Source organism: Phyllobacterium sp. RCAM01083, from assembly GCF_055685835.1.
Window position 1 is genome coordinate 1,244,410 of sequence record NZ_JBVFZN010000005.1, and the last position, 15,738, is coordinate 1,260,147.

Sequence of the window (15,738 nt, forward strand, 5' to 3'; positions counted from 1 at the left end):
TGATGAACGAGAAGCGCATTCACCGGATTTTCGAGGTCAGCATCCTGTTGAAGGGCGCCCATGCGCTCATCGAGTGTATCGGCGGTCTGATCCTGGTTTTTGTCAACACGGCCTCCATCCGGTTGATGGTGAACACGTTCACACAGACGAGACTCCTGGACGATCCCGATGATTATATCGCCACGCACCTTGCAAGGCTTGCCGGCGATTTCTCCGTCAGCAGCCAGCATTTCTATGCCTTTTATCTGCTGAGCCACGGCCTCATCAAAGCCCTGCTTGTCATTGCGCTGCTGCGCAACAAGCTGTGGGCCTATCCGCAGTCCCTCGTGGTTCTGGGGCTGTTCATCGCCTATCAGCTTTATCGCTACTCCTACACGCACAGTCCGGCGCTCATCGTGCTGACGGTTTTCGACCTGTTTGTCATGCTGCTCATCTGGCACGAGTATCGACTGGTTCAAAAGCACGTCGCGCGGTAGGTCACCCCGATTGCGCCGAAATCCACTTTATGGTTGTCAGAGTTCCATAAAGGACTCGAACCCGCCATAGATCATGCGCTTGCCATCGAAGGGCATCTCCCATTTATCGCTGGCAAGTCGGGGATCCGCCATGGCTTTCTTGTTGGTTTCGTCCCGCTGCTTTCGCGACGCATGAACAATCCACGAAAAGATGACGATTTCATCGTCCTTCGCCTGCACAGCGCGCGGAAACGAGGTGAGTTCGCCGTAGGGAACGTCATCGCCAAGGCATTCTACATAGGCCAGCGCGCCATGTTCCTTCCAGACGTCACCAGCCACGCGCGCCATGGCCTTGTAGGCATCGATCTTGTCCTTCGGCACGGCAAGCACAAATCCATCAACATAGGTCATCATATCCTCCTCATTCGGTTCAACGGCCCTAGGACGATTGAACGGGCCAACATTCTACATCGTTCCCGTTTTTATTCGGGCACTTACATATCTTTCGGCCAATGGCGTGTCGCTTCAAGCGATTCACCTGTCTCAAGCAGGCTCTTGAGGCTTGAGAGAAGGCTGGGCCATCCGGTGGAAACCTGTTCGATCAGCTTGGATTCCGGCCGGTCCATCTCATGGACTACAGTCAGTTTCACCATATCGCCCATCGGATCAAGCTCATAGGTGAGGCGCGAAAATCCCTCCTGCTTCAATTCCGGCATGAATTCGTTGCGCCAGGACAGAACGAGGCGTTTGGGCGGATCGATTTCAACAACCTCTCCGGCATCGCCGACCCGCCCGTCCGGAATCATGAGTTTCCACGAGGAACCGGGCTGCCAATCGCAATCCTGCCAGGTTCCCGCCCAATACTGCCGGGTAAATTCCGGATCGATCAGCGCGTGCCAGAGCTTTTGCGGCGTTGTGCGGATATAGGTCACGTACACAAATCTGGGTTTAGTCATGGCCGTCTTCCTCCAGGGTTTTCTTGAGTTCATCGAGGGTGCGCAGCGGACCCTGTTCATACTTGTGGATCCAGCGCGTGGAAATTTCATGGATCGGCACCGGGTTGAGGTAGTGCAGCTTTTCCCTGCCCCGCCAGACCGTCGCGATGAGATTGGCCTCTTCCAATATCGCAAGATGCTTGGTCACGGCCTGACGCGTCATGTCGATGCCCTCGCAGAGTTCGCCCAGCGTCTGGCCGTTCCTGGCAAAGAGATTGTCGAGCAATTGGCGCCGGCTCACATCGGCAAGGGCCCGGAATGTCGCGTCTATGGTCATATCAATATTATGCAACCTTTTGGTTGCATGTCAAATCATTGCTCGATAGTGCTGGGTTGCACACCCTGTGCAACAGCCATGCATCAAAACTTGAAAACTGAAATACTGACGAAATAACATTGGAGTAACCGCTCTTTCTAAAGCGGTTACTCCACTTCTTTGCTTTCAATGGTCAAAGACCGTTCTTTTTGAGAATCTCCGGCGCATTCGCCTTGGTGATGGTTTCAGTGCCGAGAACGATCTTCTTTTCCACCTTTTCGCCGGCCAGAACTTTCAGCGCCTGGCGCAATCCTTCCGCTCCGGGTGTCGGATAGAGGAATGTTGCGGCAAGCTCCCCCTTGTTGACCCACTGGACGCCTTCATTCGGCAGTCCGTCGACACCAAGGAACAGGATGTCCTTCTCGCGCCCCGCATCCTTGGCGGCAAGATAGGCACCATAGGCCATCGGATCATTGTGGCCGTAGACCAGCTTGATGTCCTCATGGTTGCGCAGGGCGGTTGCCATGATGTTGTAGGCCTGATCCTGCTTCCAGTCGCCGGACTGCTTGTCTAGGAGATAGGTGATGCCCTTCTCCGCATCGGTGTATTTGTGGAAGCCGTTGCTGCGGTCATGGCTTGCCTGCGTGCCGAGGCCACCCCAGATTTCGACCACGGTGCCCTTGGCCTTGCCCTTGCCGCCGAGGAGTTCCACGGCATGTTGTCCCGCCGCTTCGCCGATCACCACATTGTCGCCGCCGATCCACTGGGTGAACTTGTCGGTATCGACATTGCGGTCAAGCACGATCACCGGAATGCCGGCATCCATCGCTTTCTCCACGACACCGGTCAGGCCTGCGGATTCCTTGGGTGAAATCAGGATTGCGTCCACCTCCTGCCGGATGAAATTTTCAACATCGGCCACCTGCTTTTCCGTCTTGTCCTGGCCATCGGCGACGAGCAGCTCAACATTCGGATGGTTTTTGGCTTCGGCAACCAGATCCTTGTTGAACTGGACGCGCCAGGGCTCGACGGTCGTGGTCTGGCTGAAGCCGATGACATACTTATCCTTGGCCCATGCGCCCGGCATGTGCAGCGCCAGCGGCGCGATGAAAGCGGTTGCCATTGCCAATCTGGCAAAATGTCTGCGTGTCAGATTCATCATATCCTCCCTGATATTGCTTGTTGTCAGTTCATTCCCCCTGCCCTTGCCGGTTTTCTGGCTTGCCGGGCACGGATTTCTTGGATGGCGTGGCTGTCATGAGCTGGGAGAGAAAAAACAGCCAGCCGCTGGAGCGCCGCTCCTGCAGCAGCACCGCCACGATGATGATAATGCCCTTGAGCACAAGCTGCGTGTTGCTGTCGATATTGTTGAGCTGCAGGATATTGCTGAGAAAGCCGAAGATGAGCACGCCGACAAGGGTGCCGATCATCGAGCCGCGGCCGCCCATCAAGCTGGTGCCGCCGATCACCACGGCAGCGATGGCGTCGAGTTCAAGCCCCATGCCCGCATCGGGCTTTCCCTGCCTGTATTGCGCGACGTAGAGAATGCCGGCCAGTGCGGCGAGATATCCCGATATGGCATAGACGCTGATCTTTACCCGCCAGACCGGCACGCCGGCGAGCCGCGCCGCCTCTTCATTGCCGCCGATGGCATAGATGTACCGGCCGAACTTGGTGTATTTCAGGATCACCCAGAACAGGAGAATGATACCGGCGAAAATCAGACCCGGCACCGGAATCAGCCCGAAAATGAGCGCGCGCAGGAATTCGAAGTTCGCCGTCGCGTTGCTGCCGGTATAGACCGGCCAGACCGCCGTATTCTGCCCCGCCGTCAGGCGGGCAATGCCCAGTCCTGCCACCATCATGGCAAGTGTCACGATGAAGGGCTGCAGGCGGCCGCCGACGATGACGAGGCCGTTGACCATGCCGAGCATGAAACCGACGGCGGGAACCACCACGAGCACCAGCAGCACACCGGCCTTTGCATCAGCGCCGGAGGCGACCCACCAGGCAACAGCGGCCGCGGCGGCCACAGCCACAAGGGCGATGATGCGGTTCAGTTGCGTCCGGTCATTTTCGGGCTCGCCAACCGAGCGGCCGGGCACCTTGGCAAGGAACAGCCCTGCCCCCAGCACAACAAGGAATGCCAGCACGAAAATGGCGGGAACGCCGATGGAATAGGCGGCCGACCAGCCCTCATTGGTCAGAAGCATGGCGCAGACGACGGAACCCAGCGCAAGCACGGACCCGACCGAGAGGTCAATTCCGGCAATGAGGATCACCAGTGTCATGCCCACGGCAGTAATGCCGGTAACCGAAATCTGCCGGAAAACATCGGACAGGTTGCCATAGGACAGGAAAATATTGTGCCCCTTGGACGAGATCGGCGATGAGAAAATGCCGACCAGAAACAGCAGCACCAATCCCCAGTAGAGCTTGGTTGCATTCAGCAGGCGCTTGATCCGGCTAAGATTGCCTTGGGGAGACTGCATGGTCTGCTCGCTCGTTCGTGTCATGCCGCGTCCCTTGTCAGAGCCGTGCCCAGGGGTGTCGCCAGTTCCATCACCTGTTCTTCGGAAAACGCTGTGCTCTCAAGAATGCCCGCCGCCCTGCCCTCGCACATCACGAGGATGCGGCTGGAGAGCGCAAGGAGTTCCGGCAATTCGGAACTCACCATGATCACCGCCACGCCGGACAGGGCGAGCTTTTTCAGGAGCTCGTAGATTTCATCCTTGGCGCCGACGTCGATCCCTCGGGTCGGTTCATCCAAGAGGACGACGCTGGGCCGGGTTTCCAGCCATTTGCCCAGTACGATCTTTTGCTGGTTGCCGCCGCTCAGCTGATCGATCTTCTGGTCCGGACCATCGCAGCGCACGTGCATCGCTTTGATGATCCGGCCCGCTACGGGGTCCTCGCGCCGGCGGCTGATCCAGCCGAACGGCGCGAGCCACGGCAGGGACGGCAGCACGGCATTGGCCCGGATGTCCGCATCCATGAGAAGACCGGTTCCCTTGCGGTCCTCGGTCAGGAACGCAATGCCCTTCGCCACCGACCGGCGCGGGGTCAGGGACGCGGCGGCAAGACTGGCGCCGTTGCGGGTGATCGTGCCGGAGCGTTCTCCGGTTGCCGCGCCAAAAATCAGTTCGAGCACTTCAGTGCGCCCGGAACCGAGCAGCCCGCCGATCCCGAGAATTTCACCGGCGTGAAGATCGAAGCTCACATCGTCGACGACATTGTGCATGCTGCCGCGCGAATTCGGGCGGCGCAGGCCGAGATGGCGCGCTTCAAGCACAATCGGCCTGCCCGATCTATCCGCCTTGGGTTCCGGGGCTGCCAGATCGCGCCCAACCATCATGCGGATGAGATCGCGCTCACTTACATCCTGGGCCCGGCGCGTGGCGATGAAGCTGCCGTCGCGCAACACGGTGATCTTGTCGGCCAGCGAGAATATTTCATTCATCCGGTGGGAAATGTAGATAATGGCAACGCCGTTACGGGCGAGTTCCCGCACAAAACTGGCCAGTCTCTGGGCTTCGGCCTCCGACAGCGCCGAGGTCGGCTCGTCCAGAACCAGCACATCGGCATTCAGGGACAATGCGCGGGCAATCTCGACAAGCTGCTGCTCGCCGACGCGCAAATTCTCCACGTCGGCACGCGGATCGATATCGATGCCGAAGCGGTCGAGCAGTTGCGCGCTCCTCGTCTCGATGCTCCTGCGATCGATGAACAGGCCGCCGATCAGCGGCTCGCGCCCGAGAAAAATATTCTCGGACACGCTGAGGCTTGGAATGAGATTGAGTTCCTGGTGGATGATGGCGATGCCGTTATGCTCGGCTTCCCGCGGCGAGGCGAAGTCGACCGCCCGCCCCCGGACAAGCATGTCACCGCCGCTGCGGCGATGCACGCCGCTGAGGATTTTCACCAGCGTCGACTTGCCCGCACCGTTCTCCCCCATGATGGCATGAATCTCGCCCGGATAGATGTCGAGATCGATACTTCGCAGGGCAACAATATGAGCGAATGACTTGCTGATGCCGCGCATCGAGACGATCGGCAGCTGACTATCCAAAATGTTCCTCCCAAAACATTCTTTCAAGTTAATATGTAACATGTTAGATGTTATTGGGCAGGAGTCAAATGCTTCATTCGGAGAAATGGAATTCAGCCTCCCGCCATGCAACAGGGCCTACCGGGGAGCTTTGGACGTGCAATTGGGGTCAGGCAGCAAGAGTTTCAGGGAACAGAAGGTCGTCGCGGTCACACGCAAGGACCAGGTCTATTCCATCCTGCGGCAGGCCATCATTTCATCGCAGCTGGCACCCGGCGAAGCCATCCGCAAGGAACTGGTGGCGCTGCAGCTCGGCGTATCGCGCACGCCGGTCAGCGATGCCATCAACCGCCTCGCCGACGAAGGCCTGGTGGAGATTTACCCGCAAACCGGCACTTTCGTTGCCCGGCTGCGCCTCGACAAGATCGAGACCGCGCAGTTCGTGCGCATTGCCCTGGAGACGGCGGCCATCCGGCGGGCGGCGGAGCGCAGCGCAGCTGATATCGTGCAGCGCCTGCGCGATAATCTCGACCGGCAGCGCAAGGCGGCGGACTCCAGGGATTTCGAAGGGTTTTATGCGCTCGACGAGGAATTGCACGACATGATCTGCGATGCGGCGGGTTTGGTCGGATTGCGCGAAATTGCCGCCAAGGAGCGCAGCCAGATCGACCGCGTGCGCCGGCTGCTCCTGCACTACGAAACGCGCATGGTCGAAACGCTGAAAGAGCACCAGGCTATTGTTGATGCCATTGCCGACAACAGCGTCGAGCGCGCGGCAGCGGCGATGGAAGAGCATATTTCCAAGATGGGCAAAATGCTGCTGCAGCTGCAGACCAAACGGCCGGAGCTGTTTGCCGATTAGCAAACCGCCCCTCGCCGCGGCCTAGTCTGCATGCAGGTCGCGCGGGATTGCCGGACCGACCTCGAGATCGCGGAATTCCGCCGCAAAGCCGCCGCGCTGCGGCGAACAGGCCATGATACCGACCGACGCATCGTCTTTGGGAAATGGCGCGAGCCTCGCCAGCTGCCATGGCGCATCGTTGATGGCATACTGAACCCGCACCGCATCATCATGGCGGGTGAGCCGGATGTGCACCGCGTCGTCGACGCGGGCGCTGTGCAGGGGAATGATGGACCAATCGGATATGCGGTTGGTCACGACAACGCTGAAATGCATGAGGCCGTCGGTATATTCGATGCCGGTCTTGATCCAGGTCCGGGCGTCGATCCGCAGCATCAGACCGGCCTGATCATAGAGTTCCCGGTAATCGCCGCGCGCCGTCACGCGGGCGCTGAAATCGCCGCTGACCGGCGTCAGATAGGCATGGCCGCTGTCGCGTTCGAAACCATAGAAGGTATGCTGCCAGAAATCGGTATTCTCAGCCGTCGCTAGCGTGAGCAAACGGGCATCACCGTGATGGGACGGCGGCGCATTGAGCCAGTTGAACGCATCAGTCATCACTCTCTCCACACGCGAATCCGGCCTCAAACGGCAAATGCGGTGTAGCAGATTGTGGCAGGTGCTGAAACGTGCCGATTTCTGATCTTACGGTCGCTGAAAGTCGAGATGCGCTATAAGAGCGGCAACATTTTCATCGATGCCTCGAAGAGCCGTCGCGCGCGATGGCTTTCGTGATTCACGCATACTCATGTCGGATTAACGGAGCAAGGTCTCACGAATGCAGCGTTTGCGGGCGTTCGTCGGCTGGCGTGAAGCGGAACGGCTTTTGAAAATGCCCTCTCTCCGCCAAGACGTTCAGTTCGCGATTTGCCGCCATGACGGCCAGCTCATCCACATCGCGCACACCGCTTTCGTAGATCGCAATGACAATCCGGGCGAGCTGGTTGCAGCGAGCGTGGGTTTTCGGGCAGCGATCGAGCATTTTGGAAGCCCGGTCATGGGCCTGCTGCATGATATCCCAATCCGTCGTGGAGTGAATGCGTTGGTCCCTGCTTGAAAAAGGCATGACACACTCCCTGGATATGACTGAAAGTTTTGCAATGCCGCACTGCCGTGCCTGTGGCACGCCAAAATCGCGGACAAAACGAGTAGATTCCTCTTTGCGCCGGAACGCAAATCACACCCGACAAAGCTGGTGATAACTATTTTGTGATAGGCATTTTGGGTTATAAGCGCCAACCATTTTTTGTTGACCAGAGCGCTCATGTTTTGTATGGCTCACTTGTTCCGGGGTCCATTGCTGGCGCAACCGAAATTTGCTCTGCAAGCCATACAAATCAAAGAGGTTTTCATGAAAATCAACTTTCCGACTTTTGCAAGTGCTGCGGCGCTCGCTGTTGCCTTGATCGCCGCGCCGGCGATGGCGCAGAACGCCGATGGCATCGTTGTTTATAATGCCCAGCATGAAAGCCTCACCAAGGCGTGGGCCGACGGTTTCACCAAGGAAACCGGCATCAAGGTGACGATCCGCAACGGCAAGGACATGGAACTGGCCAACCAGATCGTGCAGGAAGGCGCTGCTTCCCCGGCTGACGCATTCCTGACGGAAAATTCCCCGGGAGTGGTTCTGGTCGACAATGCCAAGCTGTTCGCACCGCTCGACAAGGCAGTGCTCGATCAGGTGCCGGCCAATTACCGCCCGGAACATGGCCGCTGGACCGGCGTTGCCGCCCGCTCCACCGTGTTCGCCTATGACAAGAACAAACTGACGGAAGACAAGCTGCCGAAGTCGCTGCTCGACCTTGCTGATGCAAGCTGGAAGGGCCGCTGGGGTGCCGCACCGGCTGGCGCGGATTTCCAGGCGATCGTCAGCGCGCTTCTGGAACTCAAGGGCGAGGAAACCACAGCCAAGTGGTTGAAGGCACTCAAGGAAAATGCGACCGCCTACAAGGGCAACAGCGTCGCCATGAAGGCCGTCAATGCCGGAGAAATCGAAGGCGCGGTGATTTATCACTATTACTATTTCGGCGATAAGGCCAAAACCGGCGAAAACACCAAGAACGTGTCCCTGCACTACTTCAAGCATGAGGATCCGGGCGCATTCGTCAGCATTTCCGGCGGCGGTGTTCTCGCTTCGAGCAAGCACAAGGACGATGCCCAGGCATTCCTGAAGTGGGTCACCGGCAAGGCTGGCCAGGCAGTATTGAAGGACGGCGATTCCTTCGAATATGCCGTTGGCAAGGATACGGCATCCAATGCCGCTCTGGTGCCTCTGGCCGATCTGCAGGCGCCGAAGGTCGAACCTTCGAAGCTGAACAGCAAGAAGGTGACGGACCTGATGACGGCAGCGGGCCTGCTGTAACCACAATGCCGGTTAGCCGGCAATGAAATAACTCTGGACACCTCCTGCACAGACATTTGATCTTGCAGGGGGTGTTGTTCGATTCCCCTTCGGGTATGAAGGCCAATCTGGCCGCCGGCGGGTGTTCGTGCATATGAAAGCAAATGTGAATTGTTGTCTACCGGATCAATAAACGGCCAACGTCCCGATGCAGCTGCTGCGCAGCTGGCCTTGGTCCCGCATCATGCCGTGCGTCGCCTGCCGTTTTTATCCGTTTTCGGCCTTGCGGGGCTTGTTGCCCTGCTCAGCCTTCTGCCTCTCGGCTTCGTCATCTGGGTGACCATCCAGACCGGCTGGGATACGGTCGTCACCCTGGTGTTCCGCGCCCGCGTCGGCGAACTCCTGATCAACACGGTGCTGCTGGAAGTCTGGACAATCCCGCTTTCCATCGTTCTGGCGGTCAGCCTTGCCTGGCTGACCGAGCGCACCGACCTGCCTGGCGCCCGCCTGTGGGCGTGGCTGGCGGTTGCGCCGCTTGCCGTCCCGGCTTTTGTCCACAGCTATGCCTGGATCAGCATGGCCCCCAGCCTGCATGGCCTGTTCGGCGGCGTGCTGGTTTCCGTTCTGGCTTATTTCCCGTTTCTCTATCTTCCGGTCGCGGCGCAGATGCGGCGCGTCGATCCGGCCATGGAAGATGTCGGCGCATCGCTTGGCCTCGGGCCGTGGCGGGTCTTCTTCCGGGTGCTCCTGCCGCAGCTGCGCTTTGCCATTTGCGGCGGCTCCCTGCTGATCGGCCTGCATCTTCTGGCGGAATACGGCCTTTTCGTCATGATCCGCTTCGATACCTTTGCGACAGCCATCGTCGACCAGTTCCAGTCAACCTTCAACGGCCCTGCCGCCAACATGCTGGCCGGTGTTCTGGTGCTGTGCTGCGCCGGTTTGCTGGCGCTGGAAGCGTTGATCCGTGGCAATGAACGCTATGCGCGTGTCGGCTCGGGATCAGCCCGTCCGATCACAAAGTACCGGCTGGGCTGGCTTGCTCTGCCCTGCCTGCTCATTCCGCTGGCAACCACGGCGCTGGCGCTGGGCGTTCCATTCGTCACCCTTGGCCGCTGGCTGATTGCCGGCGGCACATCGGTGTGGAAGCTGAACGAAATCGGCGCTGCCTTCGGGACAACACTGCTGCTGGCCGTTGCCGGGGCCTTGCTGGCCACCATCGCAGCGACCCCCATGGCTTGGCTTTCGGTGCGGGCTCCCGGCCGCATGCAGCGAGCCCTCGAGGCCTGCCATTATTATGTCGGCTCCCTGCCCGGTGTCGTGGTCGCGCTGGCGCTTGTGACAATCACAGTGCGTGTTGTCCTGCCGCTCTATCAGACGGCGGCGACATTGCTGCTCGCCTACGGGCTGCTCTTCCTGCCGCGCGCCCTCGTCGGACTGCGGGCCAGCATCGCGCAGGCGCCTGTCGAACTGGAGCGGGCCGCCATGGCGCTCGGGCGCACGCCGGTGCAGGCGGTCACGCGCATTACCATGCGGCTGGCCGCGCCTGGCGCCGCCGCCAGTGTAGCGTTGGTGGCACTCGGCATTACCAACGAATTGACGGCCACGCTGATGCTTGCGCCCAATGGCACGCGTACATTGGCGACGGAATTCTGGTCGTTGACCAGCGAGATTGATTACGCGGCGGCCGCGCCCTATGCACTGATGATGGTGGTGCTGTCCCTGCCCCTCACGCTCCTGCTGCATGCCCAATCGAAACGGATAATTGGACGATGACCTTTCTCGACATTCGCGGTGTAACAAAACGATACGGTGTCACCACCGCCGTCGATGATGTCACGCTGTCAGTCCCAGCGGGCAGCCGCACGGCGGTTGTCGGGCCATCGGGATCGGGCAAGACCACCCTGCTGCGTCTCATCGGCGGGTTCGAAGCCCCGGACAGCGGCCAGGTGACGTTGAATGGCGACGTATTGGCCGAGGGCGCGGCGATCGTTCCGGCGCATCGCCGCAGTGTCGGGTTCGTGACCCAGGATGGCTCGCTTTTCCCGCACCTGACCGTCGCCGACAATATCGGCTTTGGCCTGGACAAGCGCAGTCCCGACCGCAGCCAGCGTATCCTTGCCCTCATGGATATGGTCGAGCTCGACCCCGTCATGCTGAACCGCCGGCCGCATCAGCTTTCCGGCGGACAGCAGCAACGGGTCTCGCTTGCCCGGGCTTTGGCACGCCAGCCCAAGCTGATGCTGCTGGACGAGCCGTTTTCCGCGCTCGACACCGGTCTGCGCGAAAACATGCGCAAGGCCGTTGCCGCGGTTCTGAAAAAAGCCGGCATTACCACCATTCTGGTCACTCACGATCAGGCGGAAGCCCTGTCCTTTGCGGATCAGGTCGCCGTGATGCGGCAGGGCAAACTGGTTCAGGCCGGACCGCCGCGCTCGCTCTATCTGAACCCGTCGGACCGCACGACGGCGTCGTTTCTCGGCGATGCAATTCTGCTGCCGGCGCAGATCGGCAACGGCTGGATCGATTGCGCGTTTGGCCGGCTGAAGGCACGGACAGCCGAACGGCTGGGCACAGCGGAAATCATGCTGCGCCCCGAACAGCTGAAACTTGTCTCCGTCACCGAGAGCGACGCCATGGCCGCCCCTGACGGGAATGCCGGTTATGGCAGGGTCGTTGACATCGAATTCGGCGGTGCGGTGTGCACGGTGACGCTTGCCATCATGGGAGACCACGGTTCTTGCAATGGCCAGAGGGCCGCGCCGGTGCAGATAAAATGTTCCGCAGTCAATCTTCCTGCAACCGGGGATCATGTGCGCATTGAAGTCCTTGGCGAGCCGCATATATTTGCCTGATGCGGTTGCTGTTCCGGAATCGGAAAGCGCAACTGCTTAAACAAGCATGCTTCCCGGAAGGAACACCCATGCCGCTCTCCATGTATCAGATTTCAGTCCCGGTCTTTATCCGCGGGTTTTCGATCGTCTCGGCGCTGATTGCCAAGGCCGAAGCCTATGCGCAGGAAAAGAAGATCGACCCTTCCGTGCTGGTCAGTGCGCGCCTAGCCCCCGACATGCTGCCCTTTTCGGGACAGATCCAACGGGCCAGTGACACATCCAAGGCGACCATTGCCCGCCTGACCGATGTCAAAGTGCCAAGCTTCCCCGACGATGAAGTGAGCTTTGCCGATCTGAAGGCGCGGATAGACAAGACCGTGGCCTTTCTGGAAGGCCTGGACACATCAGTGCTCGATGACAGCGAAAACCGCGAGGTTACCCTGAGCTTTGGTCCGCACAAGGCGCATCTGGGCGGCCATGACTACATGCTGCAGTTCGCGTTGCCGAACTTCTTTTTCCACGTCACCACCGCCCATGACATCCTGCGGCACAATGGGGTTCCCATCGGCAAGCTGGATTATCTGGGCGCCTACAGCAACTAAAAGAGAAGCCGTTAGCGCTGTCTTGCCTTGCGGGCAGCGTAGCGGCGATCGCGTTCCGCCTTGCGCTCGGCCTCATCGGCGACGACGCGGGCGATCCGGTTGCTTGACTCGGCCTGAAGCGCCTTTGCGGCGGCTTCTGCTGCTTCTGCCACGGCTGCGGCTTCCGCAAGTTTGCGGTCCCGTTCTTCCTGCTTTACGCGCTCGCGTTCTGCCTGCCGTGCCGCACGTGCCGCCGCAATGGCTTCCCGTTCTGCGCGTTTTGCCTGCACCTCCGGGTCGGTCGGCTTTGGTGCTTTTTCGAACTTTTTGAGAAGCAGTTGCTTGGCCTCGGCCGCCGCTTTGCGGCGATCAGCGAATTCATTGAGATGTTTCAAACCGGGGTAGTCCTTGTATGGGTCGTTTTGGATCTGCCGGAGGCGCGCCCGGCACCTGCCGTTTACGCTACAACGCACCGCATCACGCAGCGCCGCAGATAGACTTCCTGTAACCTACCCGGCTCGCCGTGACAATGAAAGCCCCGTCTAAAGACCAATTGAATTATCAAGATTTCCGGCTCATTGTAATATCTGGTGTCGATTGGCAAAAAGAACGTGAAAACCTTCGGGTCACGCACCATATCTCTGGAAACGATCAGGCGTCACAATCTGGCACCACGGACGGACGCCCATGGGAGAGCAACATGGCTCACTTTGAATATCAATTGCATGCCTTTGATCTTGATAGCAAATTTGGTTTTGCTGACGGCAATATGTTTGGCGCGCTGCTGCGCGAAAAACTCGGCAAGCTGGCACCCAACAAGCGCGAGGTTCTGGTGGAGTGCGTCAAACGCTTCCTGTTGCCAGCCATTCCGCGCCGGGTACAGACAATGATTGTTGCCAAGGGCCATAACCCGATCCGGCTGGTTGCCGGCGAAACCATCGACGATGTCGAAGATGTCACGGTGGGCATCCGGGAAAAGGACGTGCTGCAGATTGCCCGCGAGCTTCTGCGCCGTGTCAAGTCCTAGGCCGGCTCATTCCGGCCGCAGATCAAGTGTCCACGTCTGTCCAACAAGGTCGTGGCCGAAAGAATGGTGCCGTTCTTCCTCCACGAGCTTGAATCCGGCTTCCTGATAAATGCGCCGGGCCGAAAGCAGAAAGTCATTTGTCCAGAGGGTCAGCTTGTGATAGCCGACCGCCCGCGCCCGCTCGATGCAGGCGGCAACAAGCGCCGAGCCGATGCCCAATCCCCGCGCTGACGGTTCCACATAGAGCATGCGCAATTTGCCGACCTGCGGGTCGTCCGTGCGCATGAGAAAGACCGAGCCGGCAATTTCACCATTCCGGTCGGCAATCCACGCCTGCTCCCGCGCCGGATCGAAATTTGCGATGAACCCGGACATGATGCCGGCAATCAGACCTTCAAACGTCCAATCCAGATTGTATTCCTTGTTGTAAAGATAGGCCTGCCTGTGAACGACCAGGCCAAGATCACCTGCCCTGGGAGCCCGCAAGGTGTAGGCCGGAGCCGGGCTGACCGTTTCGGATCGATTGCCCAATATGGAGCGGATCTCGCGCATGGATTGGGTCAAGCGGCTGACACGGGCTGTATCGAGCGGTGCAAGCACGGCATTGGCCCTCTCGATTGCGCTTCGGTCAAGCGCTGCGAAGGCAGCCTGCCCCTCCGGCGTCAGCGAGAGGATACGCAGCTTGGCATGATCGGTGCTGACCGCGCTGCTGACAAGCTGGCGCGCTTTGAACCGCGCCAGTATCCGGCTGATCTGCGCGGTGTCCATATCGAGTATCCGCGAGAGGTCGGCAGCCGTTTTGACGGTGTCATTGTTGGCAAGCTCATAGAGAATGCGCGCTTCGGGAAGCGAAAACGGACTGTCGGTCAGATGCTCATCCAGCAGGCCGATAATGTGGGTGTAGAAGCGATTGAACGTGCGTATTTCTGCGACCGGTTCCGGCATCGGCCCATTCCTTTGCTGTTGACCGGCTTGAGTATTGACTCAGTCAACATTAAAAGGCAAGCGGTTGTCGTGCACAAACGGAAAGTGCCCGCGAACGGGCACCTTCATTGCCGGCGTGGCTGGTCAATCAGTCAACGGCGACCATGACGTCGGAAGCCTTGACGACGGCATAGGCACTGTCGCCAACCTTCAGCTGCAACTCGTCAACGGCTTCGTTGGTGATTGATGCCGTGACGATTGAACCGCCGACATCGATGCGGACATGGGCCGTCGTTGCTCCCTTGGTCACTTCGACAACTGTCCCTTTCAGCCGATTGCGTGCACTGATCTTCATGGCGTTTCTCCTGTTGTTTGCCGCACTTTAGACGGGCGAATGCTGTTTACAAGAAGCAAAGGAAAAAGGCCTGGAAAACCGGGCCTTTTCTGCGTTCTCCCAAGAAAATTCATCGTCCGGCGAGTGCCTTGCCTTCCCGGTCCAGCGCGCTGAATTCCTCATCGGAGAGGCTGATCCTCGCGGCATCGACGTTTTCCTCAAGGTGTTTGACCTTGGATGTTCCCGGTATGGGCAAAATGACCGGGCTGCGCTTGAGCACCCATGCCAGGGCGATCTGGCCCGGCGTCGCCTTGTGACGGGAAGCGATGGTGTCCAGCAACGCGCCCGGCTTTGCCAGGTCACCCGCAGCCAGCGGGAACCAGGGTATGAAGCCGATTCCGTTCTGCGTGCAGTAATCCACGACATCCTCGCTTGCGCGATCAACGAGATTGTAGCGGTTCTGCACCGTCGCCACCTTGAAGAATTTCGAAGCGGCCTTGATCTCTTCAACAGACACCTCGCTCAGTCCGGCGTGGCGGATCACACCCGCGTCGAGCAGCGATTTCACAGCGCCGAACTGCTCGTCACGCGGCACTTTCGAGTCGATCCGGTGCAGTTGCCAGAGACCGATCTGATCAACACCAAGCTGGCGAAGGCTCTTATGCGCCTCGTCGATCAGGTACTTCGGATCGCCCTTCGGCGTCCAACGGTCCGGTCCCTCGCGCGTAAGACCAGCCTTCGTGGCAACGAGAATGTCGCCATAGGGATGAAGGGCTTCCTTGATCAGAAGTTCCGAAACATCCGGACCATAGGAATTTGCCGTATCGATGAAGTTCACGCCAAGTTCAGGCAGGCGCTGCAAGGTGCGAATGGCTTCCGGCTTGTCGGCGGGCTCCCCCCAGATACCACGGCCAGTGATGCGCATGGCGCCAAAGCCAAGACGATTGATTTCGATATCGCCGCCAATTCTGAATGTACCGGATTGGGATGCAATGGATTGGGACATTGTCACAGTTCTTTCGTTTGAATTGGAGTATTCGATGAA

At 59.2% G+C, this 15,738-nt stretch carries 19 protein-coding genes; 7 read left to right on the top strand and 12 right to left on the bottom strand.

Features of this window, described 5'->3' with window-relative positions:
* Window positions 1–2: 2 nt before the first annotated feature.
* The gene (locus ACZ25R_RS12795; protein ID WP_472461178.1) at window positions 3–476 is read left to right on the top strand and encodes a DUF2127 domain-containing protein; all 474 of its coding nucleotides are present in this window, start codon (window positions 3–5) and stop codon (window positions 474–476) included.
* Window positions 477–512: 36 nt separating this feature from the next.
* On the opposite strand, the gene ACZ25R_RS12800 is transcribed toward ACZ25R_RS12795, so the two are convergent.
* The 6 genes from ACZ25R_RS12800 to ACZ25R_RS12825 form a co-directional block, all read right to left on the bottom strand.
* Window positions 513–866 carry a DUF1428 domain-containing protein gene (locus ACZ25R_RS12800; protein WP_346308302.1) on the bottom strand — a complete coding sequence of 118 codons (354 nt, stop codon included), beginning with the start codon at window positions 864–866 and terminating at the stop codon, window positions 513–515.
* 83 nt (window positions 867–949) lie between these two features.
* Window positions 950–1,411, bottom strand: a complete 462-nt coding sequence (locus tag ACZ25R_RS12805; protein WP_472461179.1) for an SRPBCC family protein — start codon at window positions 1,409–1,411, stop codon at window positions 950–952.
* Window positions 1,404–1,721, bottom strand: coding sequence for an ArsR/SmtB family transcription factor (locus ACZ25R_RS12810; protein ID WP_288193807.1), 318 nt, complete (start codon window positions 1,719–1,721; stop codon window positions 1,404–1,406). Before ACZ25R_RS12810 ends, ACZ25R_RS12805 begins: the two co-directional genes overlap by 8 nt.
* Window positions 1,722–1,899: 178 nt before the next feature.
* The gene (locus tag ACZ25R_RS12815) at window positions 1,900–2,829 is read right to left on the bottom strand and encodes a substrate-binding domain-containing protein (RefSeq protein WP_223615208.1); all 930 of its coding nucleotides are present in this window, start codon (window positions 2,827–2,829) and stop codon (window positions 1,900–1,902) included.
* Between the two features lie 67 nt (window positions 2,830–2,896).
* A complete protein-coding gene (locus ACZ25R_RS12820) occupies window positions 2,897–4,222 on the bottom strand; it encodes an ABC transporter permease (RefSeq protein ID WP_472461180.1) in 1,326 nt (441 codons plus the stop codon).
* Window positions 4,219–5,775, bottom strand: coding sequence for a sugar ABC transporter ATP-binding protein (locus tag ACZ25R_RS12825; RefSeq protein ID WP_472461181.1), 1,557 nt, complete (start codon window positions 5,773–5,775; stop codon window positions 4,219–4,221). The genes ACZ25R_RS12820 and ACZ25R_RS12825 overlap by 4 nt, the downstream gene beginning before the upstream one ends.
* A 136-nt stretch (window positions 5,776–5,911) precedes the next feature.
* On the opposite strand from ACZ25R_RS12825, the gene ACZ25R_RS12830 reads away from it, so the two are divergent.
* On the top strand, window positions 5,912–6,616 hold the full coding sequence (locus ACZ25R_RS12830) for a GntR family transcriptional regulator (protein ID WP_472461182.1): 705 nt from the start codon (window positions 5,912–5,914) through the stop codon (window positions 6,614–6,616).
* A 21-nt stretch (window positions 6,617–6,637) separates the two neighbouring features.
* Here ACZ25R_RS12830 and ACZ25R_RS12835 read toward each other — a convergent pair whose 3' ends face one another.
* Together ACZ25R_RS12835 and ACZ25R_RS12840 are read right to left on the bottom strand one after the other, a co-directional pair.
* Window positions 6,638–7,213, bottom strand: coding sequence for a DUF1349 domain-containing protein (locus ACZ25R_RS12835; RefSeq protein ID WP_472461183.1), 576 nt, complete (start codon window positions 7,211–7,213; stop codon window positions 6,638–6,640).
* A gap of 214 nt (window positions 7,214–7,427) precedes the next feature.
* Window positions 7,428–7,721 (bottom strand): hypothetical protein, encoded by a 294-nt coding sequence (locus ACZ25R_RS12840; RefSeq protein ID WP_223614969.1) that lies wholly within the window; start codon window positions 7,719–7,721, stop codon window positions 7,428–7,430.
* A 285-nt stretch (window positions 7,722–8,006) separates the two neighbouring features.
* On the opposite strand from ACZ25R_RS12840, the gene ACZ25R_RS12845 reads away from it, so the two are divergent.
* From ACZ25R_RS12845 to ACZ25R_RS12860, 4 genes are all read left to right on the top strand, one after another.
* A complete protein-coding gene (locus tag ACZ25R_RS12845; RefSeq protein ID WP_472461184.1) occupies window positions 8,007–9,017 on the top strand; it encodes an iron ABC transporter substrate-binding protein in 1,011 nt (336 codons plus the stop codon).
* 210 nt (window positions 9,018–9,227) lie between these two features.
* Window positions 9,228–10,769, top strand: a complete 1,542-nt coding sequence (locus tag ACZ25R_RS12850; RefSeq protein WP_472461185.1) for an ABC transporter permease — start codon at window positions 9,228–9,230, stop codon at window positions 10,767–10,769.
* The gene (locus ACZ25R_RS12855; protein ID WP_472461186.1) at window positions 10,766–11,848 is read left to right on the top strand and encodes an ABC transporter ATP-binding protein; all 1,083 of its coding nucleotides are present in this window, start codon (window positions 10,766–10,768) and stop codon (window positions 11,846–11,848) included. Before ACZ25R_RS12850 ends, ACZ25R_RS12855 begins: the two co-directional genes overlap by 4 nt.
* A gap of 68 nt (window positions 11,849–11,916) precedes the next feature.
* Window positions 11,917–12,429, top strand: a complete 513-nt coding sequence (locus ACZ25R_RS12860) for a DUF1993 domain-containing protein (protein ID WP_464660291.1) — start codon at window positions 11,917–11,919, stop codon at window positions 12,427–12,429.
* Window positions 12,430–12,440: 11 nt separating this feature from the next.
* Here ACZ25R_RS12860 and ACZ25R_RS12865 read toward each other — a convergent pair whose 3' ends face one another.
* Complete coding sequence (locus tag ACZ25R_RS12865) at window positions 12,441–12,803, bottom strand: DUF6481 family protein (RefSeq protein ID WP_464660290.1); 363 nt, start codon at window positions 12,801–12,803, stop codon at window positions 12,441–12,443.
* Window positions 12,804–13,108: 305 nt separating this feature from the next.
* On the opposite strand from ACZ25R_RS12865, the gene ACZ25R_RS12870 reads away from it, so the two are divergent.
* The gene (locus ACZ25R_RS12870) at window positions 13,109–13,435 is read left to right on the top strand and encodes a hypothetical protein (RefSeq protein ID WP_288193780.1); all 327 of its coding nucleotides are present in this window, start codon (window positions 13,109–13,111) and stop codon (window positions 13,433–13,435) included.
* 6 nt (window positions 13,436–13,441) lie between these two features.
* Here the strand turns inward: ACZ25R_RS12870 and ACZ25R_RS12875 are convergent, their stop codons facing one another.
* The 3 genes from ACZ25R_RS12875 to ACZ25R_RS12885 form a co-directional block, all read right to left on the bottom strand.
* Window positions 13,442–14,380, bottom strand: a complete 939-nt coding sequence (locus ACZ25R_RS12875; RefSeq protein WP_472461187.1) for a bifunctional helix-turn-helix transcriptional regulator/GNAT family N-acetyltransferase — start codon at window positions 14,378–14,380, stop codon at window positions 13,442–13,444.
* Window positions 14,381–14,507: 127 nt separating this feature from the next.
* Window positions 14,508–14,714, bottom strand: a complete 207-nt coding sequence (locus ACZ25R_RS12880) for a TOBE domain-containing protein (protein ID WP_223614977.1) — start codon at window positions 14,712–14,714, stop codon at window positions 14,508–14,510.
* Window positions 14,715–14,823: 109 nt separating this feature from the next.
* Window positions 14,824–15,699 (bottom strand): aldo/keto reductase, encoded by an 876-nt coding sequence (locus ACZ25R_RS12885; RefSeq protein ID WP_472461188.1) that lies wholly within the window; start codon window positions 15,697–15,699, stop codon window positions 14,824–14,826.
* Between the last annotated feature and the right edge of the window lie 39 nt (window positions 15,700–15,738).